The sequence below is a fragment of the Micromonospora sp. ATLC20 genome (assembly GCF_057196585.1).
In genome coordinates this window covers 1-15,162 of sequence record NZ_JBXUOV010000139.1, presented here as the reverse complement: position 1 = coordinate 15,162, position 15,162 = coordinate 1, and the positions used below count along the sequence as shown (strand labels likewise).

General features: G+C 74.7%; 16 protein-coding genes. 4 read left to right on the top strand and 12 right to left on the bottom strand.

From position 1 onward, the window contains the following. Positions 1-1,864: beta-propeller domain-containing protein (locus AC2CHG_RS23430; RefSeq protein WP_484525587.1), on the top strand; the 1,864-nt coding region annotated here is incomplete at its 5' end. Between the two features lie 50 nt (positions 1,865-1,914). Here AC2CHG_RS23430 and AC2CHG_RS23425 read toward each other — a convergent pair. From AC2CHG_RS23425 to AC2CHG_RS23385, 9 genes are all read right to left on the bottom strand, one after another. Then, positions 1,915-2,529 carry a hypothetical protein gene (locus tag AC2CHG_RS23425; RefSeq protein ID WP_262015300.1) on the bottom strand — a complete coding sequence of 205 codons (615 nt, stop codon included), beginning with the start codon at positions 2,527-2,529 and terminating at the stop codon, positions 1,915-1,917. Then, the gene (locus AC2CHG_RS23420; protein WP_484525586.1) at positions 2,526-3,878 is read right to left on the bottom strand and encodes a hypothetical protein; all 1,353 of its coding nucleotides are present in this window, start codon (positions 3,876-3,878) and stop codon (positions 2,526-2,528) included. The genes AC2CHG_RS23425 and AC2CHG_RS23420 overlap by 4 nt, the downstream gene beginning before the upstream one ends. Further along, complete coding sequence (locus AC2CHG_RS23415) at positions 3,875-4,672, bottom strand: ATP-binding cassette domain-containing protein (protein ID WP_030502321.1); 798 nt, start codon at positions 4,670-4,672, stop codon at positions 3,875-3,877. Before AC2CHG_RS23415 ends, AC2CHG_RS23420 begins: the two co-directional genes overlap by 4 nt. A gap of 73 nt (positions 4,673-4,745) precedes the next feature. Beyond that, positions 4,746-5,558, bottom strand: a complete 813-nt coding sequence (locus AC2CHG_RS23410) for a zf-HC2 domain-containing protein (protein WP_262015297.1) — start codon at positions 5,556-5,558, stop codon at positions 4,746-4,748. Beyond that, on the bottom strand, positions 5,555-6,139 hold the full coding sequence (locus AC2CHG_RS23405; protein ID WP_262015296.1) for an RNA polymerase sigma factor: 585 nt from the start codon (positions 6,137-6,139) through the stop codon (positions 5,555-5,557). The genes AC2CHG_RS23410 and AC2CHG_RS23405 overlap by 4 nt, the downstream gene beginning before the upstream one ends. Positions 6,140-6,203: 64 nt before the next feature. Beyond that, entirely contained in the window at positions 6,204-7,370 is a 1,167-nt protein-coding gene (locus AC2CHG_RS23400) for an SGNH/GDSL hydrolase family protein (RefSeq protein ID WP_484525585.1), read from the bottom strand. Positions 7,371-7,444: 74 nt separating this feature from the next. Continuing rightward, positions 7,445-8,284 (bottom strand): sugar phosphate isomerase/epimerase family protein, encoded by an 840-nt coding sequence (locus tag AC2CHG_RS23395; RefSeq protein WP_355509170.1) that lies wholly within the window; start codon positions 8,282-8,284, stop codon positions 7,445-7,447. Next, the gene (locus AC2CHG_RS23390; RefSeq protein WP_484525584.1) at positions 8,281-9,444 is read right to left on the bottom strand and encodes a dihydrodipicolinate synthase family protein; all 1,164 of its coding nucleotides are present in this window, start codon (positions 9,442-9,444) and stop codon (positions 8,281-8,283) included. The genes AC2CHG_RS23395 and AC2CHG_RS23390 overlap by 4 nt, the downstream gene beginning before the upstream one ends. Next, positions 9,441-10,592 carry a Gfo/Idh/MocA family protein gene (locus AC2CHG_RS23385; RefSeq protein WP_484525583.1) on the bottom strand — a complete coding sequence of 384 codons (1,152 nt, stop codon included), beginning with the start codon at positions 10,590-10,592 and terminating at the stop codon, positions 9,441-9,443. The genes AC2CHG_RS23390 and AC2CHG_RS23385 overlap by 4 nt, the downstream gene beginning before the upstream one ends. A gap of 103 nt (positions 10,593-10,695) precedes the next feature. Here AC2CHG_RS23385 and AC2CHG_RS23380 point away from each other — a divergent pair, with 103 nt between their 5' ends. After that, positions 10,696-11,715 (top strand): LacI family DNA-binding transcriptional regulator, encoded by a 1,020-nt coding sequence (locus AC2CHG_RS23380; RefSeq protein WP_135240037.1) that lies wholly within the window; start codon positions 10,696-10,698, stop codon positions 11,713-11,715. A gap of 39 nt (positions 11,716-11,754) precedes the next feature. After that, positions 11,755-12,264 (top strand): pyridoxamine 5'-phosphate oxidase family protein, encoded by a 510-nt coding sequence (locus AC2CHG_RS23375; protein ID WP_484525582.1) that lies wholly within the window; start codon positions 11,755-11,757, stop codon positions 12,262-12,264. 45 nt (positions 12,265-12,309) lie between these two features. On the opposite strand, the gene AC2CHG_RS23370 is transcribed toward AC2CHG_RS23375, so the two are convergent. Both AC2CHG_RS23370 and AC2CHG_RS23365 read right to left on the bottom strand, forming a co-directional pair. Then, positions 12,310-12,930: a class I SAM-dependent methyltransferase gene (locus AC2CHG_RS23370; RefSeq protein WP_484525581.1), complete on the bottom strand. Its 621-nt coding sequence runs from the start codon at positions 12,928-12,930 to the stop codon at positions 12,310-12,312. Positions 12,931-13,002: 72 nt separating this feature from the next. Continuing rightward, entirely contained in the window at positions 13,003-13,947 is a 945-nt protein-coding gene (locus tag AC2CHG_RS23365) for a sugar phosphate isomerase/epimerase family protein (protein ID WP_484525580.1), read from the bottom strand. Between the two features lie 147 nt (positions 13,948-14,094). On the opposite strand from AC2CHG_RS23365, the gene AC2CHG_RS23360 reads away from it, so the two are divergent. After that, the gene (locus AC2CHG_RS23360; protein WP_463839701.1) at positions 14,095-14,508 is read left to right on the top strand and encodes an NUDIX hydrolase; all 414 of its coding nucleotides are present in this window, start codon (positions 14,095-14,097) and stop codon (positions 14,506-14,508) included. Here AC2CHG_RS23360 and AC2CHG_RS23355 read toward each other — a convergent pair. Further along, on the bottom strand, positions 14,505-15,162 hold a 658-nt coding region (locus AC2CHG_RS23355; RefSeq protein WP_484525579.1), incomplete at its 5' end, for an arginase family protein. The two genes, AC2CHG_RS23360 and AC2CHG_RS23355, sit on opposite strands and share 4 nt — an antisense overlap.

The window sequence follows — 15,162 nt, the reverse complement described above, 5'->3', positions numbered from 1 at the left end:
CCCGCCCGGCGGGCAGGTCGTGCCGGCCGGCGGGCTGCGGCTGGTGGCGTTCGACGGCTGCGACGAGGCGCTGCGGCAGCTCCGCACGGCCGCGAAGGCGGCGGTCGGCCCGTGGGGCTTCGGGCCGGACGTCCTCCGGCAGTTCAGCGCGGAACGGGCGGCGATCGGCGGCAACGTCCCCAAGGACGCGAGCGCGGCGGCCGCGCCGGGCTACTCCGGCACCAACGTGCACGAGGCCGGTGTGGACGAACCGGACATGGTCAAGACCGACGGGCGGCGGATCGTCACGGTCACCCGGGGCGTGCTGTCGGTGGTCGATCCGGCGAGCCGCCGCGTGACCGGCCGGCTGGCGCTCGATCCCGACGCCGAGCGGTTCGCCGGTGACGAGGGGAGCCTGCTGCTGCACGGCGACCGGGCGCTCGTGCTGCTGCACGCGGGACGGATCGTCAAGGGCCCTGTACCGGACGGGCAGACCCGCCCGGGCAGGACCCCGCAGGCCCGGCTGGTCCTGCTGGACCTCGCCGGACCGCCCCGCGTGGTCGGGGAGTACCGGATCGACGGTCTCCTGGTCGACGCCCGGCAGTCCGGCACGACCGCCCGGGTGGTGATCCGGTCCGCGCCCCGGCTCGACTTCCCCTTCCGCTCCGACCGTAAGACCGACGCCCAGCGGATCGCCGCCAACCGGGCGATCATCGACAAGGCTGCGCTCGACGACTGGCTGCCCCGCTACGAGATCCGCGACGGCGTGCGGACCGTCGGCACCGGACGGGTGGGCTGCGACCGGGTCAGCCGGCCGGCCGGCTTCTCCGGCGCCTCGATGGTCACGGTGCTCAGCTTCGACCTGGGCGCGTCCGCGCTCGACGCCGGTGACCCGGTCACCGTGGTCGCCGACGGTGAGACCGTCTACAGCAACGGCCCGCGCCTCTACGTCGCCAACGACCAGCGCTGGCGGACGTGGCGTGGCGCGCCGTCCGGGGCGCGTGACGCCGGCACCGAGATCTACCAGTTCGACACCGCGGGGGCAACGCCACGCTTCGTCGCCGCCGGGTCGGTGCCCGGCTGGCTGATCGACCAGTACGCGTTGTCCGAGTGGGACGGTCACCTGCGGGTCGCCACCACCACCGGCGACACGTGGCGGCGGGAGAGGTCCTCCCAGTCCGGCGTCTACGTGCTGCGCGCCGACGGGGCCACGCTGAAGCGGGTCGGCGCGGTCACCGGCCTCGGCAAGGGCGAGCAGATCTTCGCGGTGCGGTTCGTCGGCGGCACCGGATACGTGGTCACGTTCCGGCAGACCGATCCGCTGTACGGCGTGGACCTGCGCGACCCGGCCGCGCCCCGGGTGACCGGTGAGCTGAAGATCAACGGGTACTCGGCGTACCTGCACCCGGCCGGTGACGGCCGCCTGATCGGGGTCGGCCAGGACGCGACCGACCAGGGACGGGTGACCGGCACGCAGGTGTCGCTGTTCGACGTGGCCGACCCGGCCCGGCCGGCCCGGATCGCGCAGCACCACATCCCCGGCGGCTGGTCCGAGGTGGAACACGACCCGCACGCGTTCCTGTACTGGGAGCCGGAGCGCCTGGTGGTGCTCCCGGTGCGGCAGCCGGGCGTGGTCACCGACCGCGCCGACGGTGCCGGGCGTGCGCCGTCCGGCGGTGTGCTGGCGCTGCGCGTCGGCGACAAGGGCTTCACGGTGGCCGGGGCCGTCGACCACCCGGGCGCCCTGGCCGACGGCGGCAGGGAGTGGGCGCCGATCCGCCGCTCGCTGATGGTCGACGGCGTGCTCTGGACGGTCTCCGACGTCGGCCTCAAGGCGACCGCCCTGTCCGGCATGACCACCCTGGCCTGGGTGCCGCTGACCTGACACCGGCCGGACCTCGCCGCGCGCGTGGGCGCGCGACGAGGTCCGGCACGTCACTGTTCCAGCGCCGCCTCGGCCGCCGCGACCTGCGGCCCCACCCGCAGCGCGTAAGCGACCACGCCGCCGAGCAGGAACGTCGTGGCGGTGACCGCGGCGATCCGGTTGCCCGGCTCCTGTGCCATCCACAGCGCCACCTGCCGCCACTCCGGCCCGCCCGGCGCGACCAGCAACGCGCCCAGCGCGGCCCAGGCGGTCGGCACCTGCCAGGCGGCCCGTGCTCCGGCGAGCGCGGCACCGAGTCCGACCAGCCCGATCAGGCCACCGGTGTTGCGGGCCAGCACGGACAGCGGCCCGAAGTCGGCGCCGAGCACGCGGGCGGCGGCCAGCAGGCCGACCACCAGTGCGCCGTACCCGAGCAGGTGCCCGGCCCGGCGCGGCGCCCACTGCCACGCGGCGGTCCGCTCCAGCGCCGGGTCGGTGCCGGCGAGCGTCGGCCCGAGCGGCGCCACCGCCAGCGCGGTGGTGAGCACGGCCAGGCCGGCGGGCACCTCGGGGCGGTCGGTGAAGGCGGACCAGGCGGCGGCCATCACGGCGACGGCGACAGCGGATCCGGCCAGGGCAGCGGGTAGCCGGCGGGACCGCACGTACAGCGGCAGCCAGCGGGTCACGGCGCGGCCCGTCCGGTGAGCGCCGGCATCAGGTCCGGCTCGCACCGCGCGGCCGCGTCCCGCAACGCGGTGACCCGCCGTAACTGCTCCGGCCCGGGCAGGGCGCGCAGCTGCCGCACCCCGGCCCGGATCTCCTCCTGCTGCTCGTCGGCGTACCGGTATCCGGTCCAGGAGTCCCACAGCCGTACGGTCTCGGCGTCGAGCAGCCAGGCCGCGACGATCGCCGGGGCGATGTCGTCGCCACTGCGCCCGCAGCCGTACCACATGGTGCCGCCGCCCAGGGCGATGCGCTCGGCCACGTCGGCGACCCGGCCGCTGTCCGGGTCGACCTCCAGGAGGAACTGCACGGTGTCCGGGGCCGGCTTGGGCCGGTGCCACTGCTCGCTGTCGTTGCTGCCGATGGTGTCCAGCCGCAGTTCCACCGCGCGGGTCGGTGCGTTCGGCAGCTTCGCCAGCGCGTCGAGCCCGCGGCGGGCCTCGGGAGTGATCTGGGGCAGCAGGTGCGCGTTGACGGCGGTGACGCACACCTGCGGCGTGCCGTCGGCGCAGACGTAGCGGCGCGCAGACTGGTCGAGCTGCCAGATGCCGGCCGGACCCGGTGCGCTGATCAGCAGGAGTCCCGCGACACCGGCGGCGAGGCTCGCCGCCGCGCCGGCCCGGAGCGGCCACGACCGGCCCGCCGTCAGCAGCAGTCCGGCGAGGACCAGCCCGACACCCAGCGCCAGGCGGCTGAGCAGCAGCCGGTCGGACAGCGTCTCCCACGGCGTGTCCGGCGGCCAGGAGATCATGAGGGACGCGTTCGTCAGTCGGCTACCGGCCGGACCGCCGAGCATGGCGGTGCCCTCCTGCGCCACCAGGCCGGCGGCGGCCAGCAGCGGCGGCAGCAGCGGTGAGGACCACAGCCGGCCTACCGCCACGCCGACCCAGGCCGCGCCCACCAGCACCAGCACGTCGATCAGGGGCCCGGCGAATCCGCGTACGCCGAGGTAGGCGCCGCCGGAGGCGACCACCGCCGCGCTGGCGGCGACCACGAGCAGGTGCGCGGCGGCGGCGGCGACGCCGAGCGCTGTCATCGCCGGCAGCGCGCGCTGCCAGCGGGGCCGGCCGGTGCTGTTCATCAGCTCGTCGGCACGGGTACGGCGGTCCCGGCGGCCGAGCACCGCGCCACCGGCGAGCGCGAGCGGCATCAGCAAAAAGACGTTGGAGGCGTGCACGTAGCCCAGCCGCAGCCACTGTCCCTGCCAGAAGTCGTACATGCTGGCGGTGCCGAGGACGCCGACGGCGATCAGCAGCACCGCCACGACCGGCGCGTTGGAGCGGCGCAGTTCGACGCGTACCTGTCGGATCATCGGGCGCTCCGGTGCTGCTGGAGGAGGTACGAGTAGCCGCGCTCAGCGGCGCTGTCGCCGACGCCGCCGGTCTCGCCGTGGCGGACCAGGTCGGCGGGCAGGCCCTGGAACACGCGGGTGCCGTGATCCATCAGGATGACGTCGGAGCAGGCCGCCACCACGTCCTCCACCAGGTGGGTGGAGACCAGCACGCAGGCGTCCGCGCCGAGTTCGCGGATCAGCTCACGGAACTCGACCCGCTGTTCCGGGTCCAGGCCGACAGTCGGTTCGTCGAGCAGCAGCAGGTCCGGTTCGTTCACGATCGCCTGGGCGATGCCGGCCCGGCGCAGCATGCCGCCGGACAGCGACTTGAGCTTGGCGTCGGCCCGGTCGGTGAGGCGTACCCGGTCGATGGCCCGCTGGGCCGCGCCCGGCACCGCCGAGGCGGGCATCTCCCGCAGCCAGGCCACGTACTCGACGTACTCCCGGACGGTGAACCGGGGGTAGTAGCCGAACTGCTGCGGCAGGTAGCCGAGCCGGCGGCGCACCGGCCGCAGCTCACGCGACGCGGTGGCGTCCGCGCCGAGCAGCCGCAGCACGCCGGCGTGCGGCTTGACCACTGTGGCGAGCGCACGCATCAGGGTGCTCTTCCCGGCGCCGTTCGGGCCGAGCAGCCCGTGCACGCCGGCGCCGAGCGTCAGGCCCAGGTTGTCGACGGCCAGGTGCCGCCCGGCCTTCACCGACAGCCCCACCGCCTCGATCCGCCAGGCGTGCCGGGTCGGCGCCACCTCGTCGGCGCTCACTGCGCGTACCAATGTCGTCTCCTTCTCGGGGCAGGGTGGGCCACGGCGCCGGCGGGGCGCCGTGGCGTGGTTCCGGGGGCCGGCGTCAGCCGGCGGGCCGCCGCAGGTGTTCGGCGCGGAGCGCGGTCAGCGCGGTGAGCACGACGGCGGCCGCCGCCCAGGCGGGCATGGTGGCGGGCCGGAGCAGGGCCTCGGTCGCGGCGGCGGCGCGGGCCGCGTCGGTGTCGCCGGTGAACGACACGGCCGCGACCGCGGTGAGCCAGCCGCCGCCGAGGACGGCGGCGGCGAGCGGCACGCCGACGCGGCTGCCGAGCAGCAGCGTCGCGGCGGTGAACGTCAGGCAGGGCAGCAGCCACAGCGCGGGGTTGCGGCCCACGGCGAGCCCGGCCACCGCGAGCACCGGCGCGACCAGGAGCAGAACCGCGAGGGTACGGCGAAGCAGCAGTTCCATCCCGGCGCGGGCGGTGCCGGCGACCACCTCCCAGTTCGGGTTGGCGCGGCGGGACCAGGCCACCGCGAGCCCGGCCAGCGGCGCCACCGGCGCGAGCAGCAGCACCGCCGAGGGCTGCTCCGGGTAGTTGCGGTCCAGCAGCACCGCGGCGAGGATCGCCGTGCAGGTCATGGCCGCCCAGGCCAGCAGCGACCAGTCGGTCCAGCGCAGCCACCACCGTCGCAGCGGGCGCCGGCGCACCGGCTGCGGCCCGGTGCGGGCCTGTTCCAGGATCGTCACCCGGGCGTCGCCGAGCAGCGCCCGCAGTGGCGGGGCGGCCAGCTCGCCGAGCCGGTCGCGGCACTCGGCGCAGCCCTCCAGGTGCACCTCGATCGTCCAGGTGGTGGCGTCGTCGGGGCTGCCCGCCGCGTACGCGGCCAGTGCCGGCGGGGGAACGTGAGCGGTCATGCCAGTGCCTCCCGTAGCGCGTTGCGGGCACGCCGCGCCCGGCTCTTCACGGTGCCCTCCGGCACCCCCAGCAGGACGGAGGTCTCCCGGACGGTCAGTCCGTCCAGGACCATCGCGGCGAGCACCGCCCGCAGCTCCGGGGCCAGCGCGTCCAGTGCGGCGCCCACCTCCGAGCCGAACGACCCGGCGAGCGCCTCGTCCTCGGCGGCCGGCGTGCTGCGGACCGGAAGGACGTCGGTCGGCACCTCCTGCACCCGGGCGCGGCGGCGCAGCGCGTCGACCAGGCGCCGGGCCGCGATGGTCCAGATCCAGCCGGCCGCCGAACCACCCGGCGCGTCCGCGCCGTCGGAGCGCCGTAGCCCGCTGAACGAGCCGGCGGCCCGCCACACCGTGAGGTACGTGTCCTGGAGGACCTCGGCGACGATGCCGTCGTCGGCGCACCGCCGCCGCAGCCGGATCGCGAGCCACGGCGACGTCCGCCGGTACAGCTCGTCGAACGCGTCCAGGTCGGCGCGCGCGACCCGCCGCAGCAGTCGCTCCTCGTCCTGTTGGCTTCCTCCCACGCCTAGATGGTCGTTCACGGCACCTCCGACGGATCACGGCGCGGCGTGACCTGGGTCACACCGCGCCGTGGGTGGGTGTCCGTCACTCCGGTGCGGCGAACGGTCCCTTCGGTCCGAACGCCAGCGCGGCGAACCGCTCGCCGATGCGGCGGTCGGCGGTCGGGTCGGGGTGCAGCTCGTCGGGCAGCGGCAGTTCGGCGTAGTCGGCCTCGCCGTACAGCTCCAGCCCGTCGAGGTAGTGCAGGTTCGGGTCGGCGCCGGCCCGGGACGCCACGATCCGGGCCAGCTCGGCGCGGATGACGCGCAGCGAGAGCCGGCCGGATGCCACGTCGGCCGGGTTGCCGGTGGCCCGGAACCGCACCCGGCCGTCGACGAGGTCGACCGCGCCAGGGCCGGGCGTGTCCTCCTGGACCGGGCACAGGATCGACGACACGACCAGCAGCGGGGTCTCCGGATGCCCCTCCCGGATGGTGTCCAGGAAGCCGTGCACGGCGGGGCCGAACGCGCGCAGCCGCATCAGGTCGGCGTTGACCACGTTGATGCCGATCTTGACGCTGATCAGGTCGGCCGGGGTGTCGCGCATCGCGCGCGCGGTGAACGGGTCGAGCAGAGCGCTGCCGCTGAACCCGAGGTTGACCAGCTCCACGCCGGCGAGCGTGGCGGCGATCGCCGGCCAGGTGCCGGTGGGGCTCTCCGCGTCCGAGCCGTGGCTGATCGAGCTGCCGTGGTGCAGCCACATCCGGCGGACGCCCGTGCCGGCCGGCTCGACCGGCGCGTCGGTGCGCAGGGCCACCAGTTCGGTGATCTCCCGCTGCGGCAGCCAGATCACCACCTCCTTGTCGGTGGCGGGCAGGTCGGTGAAGCGCACCGTGGCGACCGGGCCCGGCTCGACGCCGGACGTGCCGGTGGCCAGGTCGACGGTGAGCACCTTGCCGCCGTCGGCGGTGGCCTGCCCGGTGAGGTGTCCGTCGACGACCAGGTCGTAGCGGCCGTTCGGACGCGGCCCGGTGCCCCGGTAGACCATCTTCGTGGGCAGCACGTCCAGCTCCACGACGGTGGCGCGGGTGCGGAACACCAGCCGTACGCCCGAGGGCATCGCCTCCGCCATCGTCAGCTGCGGGTCGACGTTCTGCGCCCGGGCCCACGCGGGCAGCCGGTGCGGCAGCACCCCGTCCGCTGTCTGTTCCAGGTCGAGCGCGCCGCGCAGCAGGTCGGTGGTGATCGGGGTGGTGAGGTGCGGGGATCCCATGATCCCGATCCTGCCCCCGGATTCGGGCGAGCGGCCACCTGATTTATCCGACAGGCCGGACTCGTGACGCTGGGTCAGTCCGTGAGCACCCGGTCCACGTACCGGGCAGTCATGGTGGCGAGGACGACGTCCGGGTCGGTGGCCCACACCTCGGCGTTGAAGATCTCCACCTCGACGTCACCGGTGTAGCCGGCGGCCTCCACCGCGCGGCGCAGCGGCGGGAAGTCGATGTGCCCGTCGCCCATCATGCCGCGCCCGAGCAGCACGTCGGCCGGCAGCGGGGTGAGGAAGTCGCAGATCTGGAAGCTCGCGATCCGTGCCCCGGCGCGGGCGATCTGCCGCCACACGTCCGGATCCCACCAGACGTGGAACGTGTCCACCACGACGCCGACCTGTTCGGCCGGGAACGCCTCGGCCAGGTCGAGCGCCTGTCCGAGCGTGGACAGCACCGCCCGGTCGGCACAGTACATCGGGTGCAGCGGCTCCAGCGCGAGGCGTACCCCGCGCTCGGCCGCGTACGGCGCCAGCTCGGCCAGCGCGTCGGCGACCCGCTGCCGCGCGCCCGCCAGGTCGCGTGAGCCGGGCGGCAGGCCACCGACGACGAGCACCAGGCAGGCGGCACGCAGTTCGGCGGCCTCGTCGATCGCGCGCCGGTTGTCCGCGAGAGCCGCGGCCCGTCCGGCGGCTTCGGCGGCGGTGAGGAACCCGCCCCGGCACAGCGACGACACCCGCAGCCCGGCGTCCGCGACGAGCCGCGCGGCGGCCGGTACGCCGATCTCCGCCACCGGCTCACGCCACAGCCCGATCGCCGGGATGCCGGCGCGCACACAGCCGGCGACCGCCTGCGCCACCGACCAGCGCTGCGTGGTGCGCTGGTTGAGCGACAGCCGCGCCAGCCGGGGGTCGGCGGTCATCCGGGCACGCCCGCGACGTCCAGGTACGCGTGCATCCGCCGCGCCGCCAGCTCCGGGTCACCGAGCAGCCCGGCGGCGTCGGCCAGCCGGAACGCCTGGACCAGGTGCGGGACGCCGCGCCCGCCGTGCAGCCCGCCGACCATGGTGAAGCCGGGTTGCCGCCCGTTGAGCCAGGACAGGAACGCGATGCCGGTCTTGTAGTACGGCGTGGGCGGGGCGAACAGGTGCCGGGACAGCGGCACCGTCGGGTCCAGGATGGCGCGGAACCCGGCCCTGTCGTCCGCGTCGAGCCGTTCCAGCGCGGCCGACGCGGCCGGGGCGATGGCAGCGAACGCGCCGAGCAGCGCGTGGCTGAACCGCTTCCCGTCGCCCTCGATCAGCTCCGGGTAGTGGTAGTCGTCGCCGGTGTAGACCCGCACGGCCGGCGGCAGCAGCTCTCGCAGCCGCACCTCCCGGCCCGCGTCGAGCAGCGACACCTTCACCCCGTCGACCAGGTCGGCGTGGGCGTGCACCAGCGCGGCGAACGTCGCCGTGGCCTCGTCCAGGTCGGTCGAACCCCAGTAGCCGGACAGCGCCGGGTCGAACATGTCGCCGAGCCAGTGCAGCACCACCGGCGCGCCGGCCTCCCGCAGCACCCGCTCGTAGACGCGCAGGTAGTCGTCCGGCCCGGTGGCGAGCGCGGCGAGGTGCCGGCTGGCCATCAGCACCGGCGTGGCACCGCACTCCTGGACCACCGCGACCTGCTCGGCGTACGCGGCGACCACCTCGTCGAGCGTGCCGGGGACGCCGGTGAGCTGGTCGGTGCCGGCCCCGGCGACGATGCGCCCGCCGCAGGCGGCGGCCTCGGCGGCGCTGCGCCGGATCAGCTCACGCGTGGCCGCCCAGTCCAGCCCCATCCCGCGCTGCGCCGTGTCCATCGCCTCGGCCACACCGAGGCCCCACGACCACAGGTCACGCCGCACCGCGAGCGTCGCGTCCCAGTCCAGCCCCGCCGGGCGGCCGGGGGAGTTGTCGGCGTACGGGTCGGCGACGACGTGCGCGGCCGCGTACGCGATCCGGCCGGCCGGTGGCCCGGACGGTCGTCGCCACGCGGGCGGTTCGCGCAGCGTCAGCTTCTCGGTGCCGCCGTCCGGTGTGGGCAGCGTGATCCGCGTGCTCACCGGGGGATCTCCTCGATCGTCACCCGCCGCCCCTCCCGCGCCGAGCGCAGCCCGGCCTCGGCGAGTTGCACGCCGCGCGCACCTGCCAGGAAGTCCCACGGGAACGGCTCGTCGTCGACGACGTGCCGCAGGAACGCCTCCCACTGCACCTTGAACGCGTTGTCGTGCTCGCCGTTGTCCGGCACGGTCTGCCACTGCGCGCGGAACGGCTCGGTGACCGGCAGGTCGGGGTTCCACACCGGCATCGGGGTGGCGCCGCGGTGCTGGATGCGGCAGTCGCGCAACCCGGCCACGGCGCTGCCGTGCGTGCCGTCGACCTGGAACTCGACCAGTTCGTCCCGGTGCACCCGGACCGCCCAGGAGGAGTTGACCTGCGCGACGATGCCGCCGGCCAGTTCGAAGATGCCGTACGCGGCGTCGTCGGCGGTGGCCCGGTAGCGGGTGCCGGTCTCGTCGACGCGCTCGGGGATGTGCGTGGCGGTGACAGCGGTGACGGCGGTGACCGGGGCGATGATCTGCTCCAGCACGTAGTGCCAGTGCGGGAACATGTCCAGCGTGATGCCGCCGCCGTCCTCGGCGCGGTAGTTCCAGCTCGGACGTTGGGCGGCCTGCCAGTCGCCTTCGAACACCCAGTAGCCGAACTCGCCGCGCACGGACAGGATCCGGCCGAAGAAGCCGCCGTCGACGAGCCGCTTGAGTTTGCGCAGGCCGGGCAGGAACAGTTTGTCCTGCACGACGCCGTTGCGGACGCCCTTGGCGGCGGCGAGCCGGGCCAGCTCCAGCGAGGCGAGGAACCCCTCGGCGAGCGGCTTCTCGGTGTAGACGTGCTTGCCGGCCTCGATCGCGGCCCGGATCGCCTTCTCCCGCGCGGTGGTCACCTGCGCGTCGAAGTAGATCTGGTGGGCGTCGTCGGCGAGCGCCGCGTCCAGGTCCGTCGTGTACGCCGTCAGTCCGTGCCGGGCGGCGATGGCGGCGAGCCGGTTCTCGTCGCGGCCGACGAGGGTCAGCTCGGGCCAGATGCGGCTGCCGTCGCGGGCCGGCACGCCGCCCTGGTCCCGGATGGCGAGCAGGGACCGGACGAGGTGCTGCCGGTAGCCCATCCGGCCGGTGACGCCGTTGAGGATGATGCCGACGGACGTGCGTTCCACTGGGCCTCCCCGCAGGTGAATGCGCTTTCAGTAAGCGCTTTCAGGGTGCTACCGTAGCCAGGCCGGAACACCGGGTCAAGACGTTCCGCAGGGAGACGCATCGATGTCGCACGTGACGCTGGAAGACGTGGCCAGGGCGGCCGACGTCTCCCTGGCCACCGCCTCCCGGGCGCTCAACGGCAGGCGTGTCACCCCGCACCTGCACGACCGCGTGCTGGCCGCCGCCGCGCGCCTCGCGTACACCCCGAACGCCCACGCCCGCGCGCTGGCCGGCGCGTCCCGGCGCAGCGTCGGCGTCGTCTGCCACGACGTCACCGACCCCTACTTCGCCGCCGTCGCCGGCGGCGTCATGCGGGTCGCCGCCGACAACGACCTGCTGGTCATGCTCGCCAGCACCTTCCGCGACCCGGAACGCGAGATCGCGTACGTGTCGATGCTGCGCGCCGAACGCGCCCCGGCGATCCTGCTCATCGGCTCCGGCTTCGAGGATCCGCGCTGGGAGCGGGCGATGGCCGCCGAGCTGGCGCCCTACCTCGACGGTGGTGGCCGGGTCGCGGTGGTCAGCCGGCACCGCACCCTGAAGGTCGACAGCGTGCTGCCGGAGAACCGGGCCGGCGCCGCCGAGCTGGCCCGCACGCTGCTGGGCCTGGGGCACCGTCGCTTCGCGGTGCTGTCCGGTCCGCCCGAGCTGACCACTGTCGCCGACCGGCTCGGCGGGTTCCGCGACGAGCTGGCCGCCGCCGGTGTGGCGCTCGACCCGGGCGCGGTGGCCGAGGCGGCGTTCACCCGCGACGGCGGCTACCGGGCGATGACCGAGCTGCTCGACCGCGGGCTCGACGCCACCTGCGTCTTCGCGTGCACCGACGTGATGGCCGTCGGCGCGTACGCGGCGCTGCGCGACCGCGGGCTGTCGGTCCCCGGCGACGTCTCGGTCGCCGGCTTCGACGACATCCCGGTCGTACGTGACCTCACCCCGCCGCTGACCACAGTGGCGCTGCCGCTGCATCGGCTCGGCGAGGAGGCGATGAAGCTGGCCCTGACCGAGAACGCAGGCCGCCGCCGCCGGATCGTGCGCCTGCCCGGAGAGGTGGTGCTGCGCGCCAGCACCGCGCCTGTGGCCTGAGCCCGGCCGGTAGGGTGCCGTCATGATCGAGGACGCGCCGTGCCGCTGACGAACCCCTGGCTGACCGGACCGACGCCGACGAGGAAGCTGGACCGGGGCCGCCTGGAGGAACGCATCCTCAACCTGCTGTCGTCGCAGAACATGTGCGTGCTCGCCACGGTGGGGCCGGACGGGCCGCTGGCCACGCCGGTGCGCTACTACCCGCTCGGCTTCACGCTGATGTTCACCGCCGCGCCGCGCTCACCGAAGATGCGCAACATCGCCGCCGACCCGCGGGTGTCCGTGGGTGTCTTCGCGCCGCTGGTCGGGCTGGCCAGCAGCCGCGGCGCGCAGGTGTTCGGCACCGCCCGGGTACTCGGCCCGGAGCACCCCGACCGGGCCCGCCACTGGGCCGCGTTCCGGTGGGAGAACGAACACGCCGAGCGGGGGAGGTCGTTGTCCGAGCCGCCCGAGGACCCGCTCGTCGTGATCGAGGCCGACCGGATCGTCTACACCGAACACTGGCTGCGCCGCGAGGGCTACGCCCCACGCCAGCACTGGCGCCGCTGACGCCGTTGACGCCGCTGACGCCGCTGCCGCCAGGCGGCCGGAACACTACGGGCCAGCGGGGGAGCGGGTGGCGTGCAGCAGGTTGCCGGCCAGCCGCAGGTCCGCGCCGCCGACCCGGGCGAGCACGTCGATCGGGTCGACAGTGACGTGCGTCCAGAGCGGCTCGGGGAAGGCCGCGCGCAGCATGTCCGCGTCCAGGCCCCAGCCCTCGCCCGCGTCCGGCGACACCGCCAGCACGAACACCACGCCGCCGGGCGCGGTCAGGCGCGGCAGCAGCGCCAGGTAGTCGCGTACGGCAGCGCCCCGCCGGTCCAGCGAGTGCAGCAGGCCGGAGTCGAACACCGAGTCGTACGGCACCGGCGGCACCGGGATCGCCGTCGCGTCGCACACCTCGAAGCGCACCGGCAGACCCGCCGCGGCAGCCTTGGCCCGGGCCTGGTCGATAGCCACCGGCGAGATGTCGACGCCCGTCACGTCGTGGCCGCGGCGGGCCAGCGCGAGCGCCAGCTCACCCGTGCCGCAGCCGACGTCGAGCACGCGCGGGCCGCGTACCCCGGTGTCCAGGACCGCGGCGAGCGCCGGCTGCGGGCCGCCGATCTCCCAGGGCGGCCGGTCGGTGGCCCGGTAGAGGCGGTCGTAGTGGACGTCGTCCTGCTCGTCGGTCATCGCGTACCCCCTCGGTCGGCGCGGCCACCCCGAGCGTGTCACGTCCGGCGGCGATCAGTGCCCCGCCGGGGGTCAGAACCGCAGGCGGCGCAGGTAGCGGTAGCCGACGGCGGCGGTCTGCTGCGGCGTCACGTCAGGGGTGTCGTTCTCCACGATGTACTCCATCACCTGGTGCCCCCGGAAGATCCGCGCGAAGTCGATCATCCCGGTGCCCAGGTCGGCCATGTCGCCGGTGGCCGGGTCGCGATCCTTGACGTGGTACTGCAACACCCGCTGCGGCGCCGAGCGGATCACGTCGAGCGTGAAGCCCTCCGGGTCGTCGGCGCCCTCGCCGGAGGTGATGCCGCCGGTGACCGCCCAGTAGATGTCGATCTCCAGGTGGACCAGGCGCGGGTCGAGTTCCTCGGTCAGCACGTCCCACGGTCGGCGCCCGTTGCCGAAGTCGATGGTGAACTCGTGCGCGTGGTTGTGGTAGCCGTACCGCAGGCCCGCCTTGCGCGCGGCGGCGGCCTCGACGTTCATCTGCTCCGCCCAGCGCTTCCAGTCGTCCTCGCGGTCGGAGTTCAGGTACGGCACCACCATGAACCGCTGGCCCAGCGTCCGAGCGTTCGCGATCTTCTGCTCCAGCGCGGCGGCGTCGGCGGCGATGCCGTCGTGGCTGGAACTGGCCTTGATGCCGATGCCGTCCAGGAAGCGGCGCAGCTCCCGGGCGGTACGGCCGAAGTAGCCGAGCGCCAGCTCGACCCGCGGGTAGCCGATGCGGGCCAGGTGCGCCAGCGTCGCGTCGTAGCCGGGCGAGCCGTTGAGCGCGTCGCGGACCGTCCAGAGCTGGAGGCTGATCAGTTCCTTCGGCACCGGGCGCCGGCCGTGGTGGTGCCCGCCGCCGGCCTGGGCGGCAGTCGCGCCGAGCCCGGTGGCGAGCCCGATCCCGGCGAGCGCGGCCAGGGAGCCGCGCAGCAGGTCGCGCCGGTCCAGCGACTGCCGCAGCGCGGCCTGTCCGTCGAATCCGTAGCACATGGTCGTACTCCTTCGTCGCCTGTGCGCCGACGCTACAAAAGCCATGTCGATATGTCTATGGCTTTCGGTGCTACGTATCCAACTTTCGATCTGGATAGCAGAAAGTTGGCGCTGCGCGTCGCCGGTGCCGCGTGGCAGGCTCAGGACGTGGCCGCATACGACGTCGCTCTCGTCCTGCTCGTCGACCCGTCCGGCGCGATCCTCATGCAGCACCGCGACGGCAACACCTCGGTGTCGCCGTACCAGTGGAGCCTGCCCGGCGGCAGCATCGAGCCCGGCGAGACACCGGAGCAGGCCGCCCGGCGCGAGCTACGCGAGGAGACCGGGCTGACCGCCGGTGACCTGCACCTGCTGTGGAGCGGCCCCCGCCCGCACGAGGACGGCTTTCCGCACACCGTCACCGTGTACGTGTTCCGCGGCGCCACCGACGCCCGGCAGGAGGACGTCGTGCTCGGCGAGGGACAGGCGATGGTGTTCGTCCCCCGCGACCAGGTGCTCGACCGCGAGCTGGCGGTGAGCGCCGCGAAGGTGCTGCCGCTGCACCTCGCGGAAACCGCCTAACGCCCGGTCAGCGCCCCGGCCAGCACGCCGGCGAACCGGGGGAGCAGCTCGTCGTCCGGCAGATGATCCGGGTTGATCTCGGTGACCGACAACCCGGCGAATCGCGGGCTCGCCACCAGCTCCGCCAGCGTCGCCGCCGCCTCGTCCAGGCTGAGCCCGAACGGCTCCGGCACGTCCGCCAGCGGCGCGTCCACGAAACTCAGCACGTCCACGTCGAAGTGCACCACGAACCGGTCGGCCGCGCCCTCGGCAACCGACCGGGCCCGGCGCGCCGCCGCCCGCGCGTCGGCGTGCACCTCGTCGGCCGGCACGTACGCCAGCCCCAGCTCCGCCACCAGCTCACGCTCGTGGTCACCGCGGGGCAGCGAGTCCCCGTACACCACCACCCGCTCCGGCGACAGCAGCGGCACCGCCGGCCCGACACCGGCCACCTCGGGCAGCGTCCCCGGCAGGCCCAGCATGTGCGCCAGTCCCATCGCGTCCAGGTTGCCGTTCGCGCGGGTCACCGGCGTGTAGAGATCCGGGCCGCCGTCCACGTACACCAGCGCGGGCGACAGCCCGGCCCGCGCGCAACCGGCGACCAGGCCGACGGTCACCGTGCAGTCGCCGCCGAGCACCAGCGGCGCGCGCCCCCGGCCCAGCGCCGCCGCGACC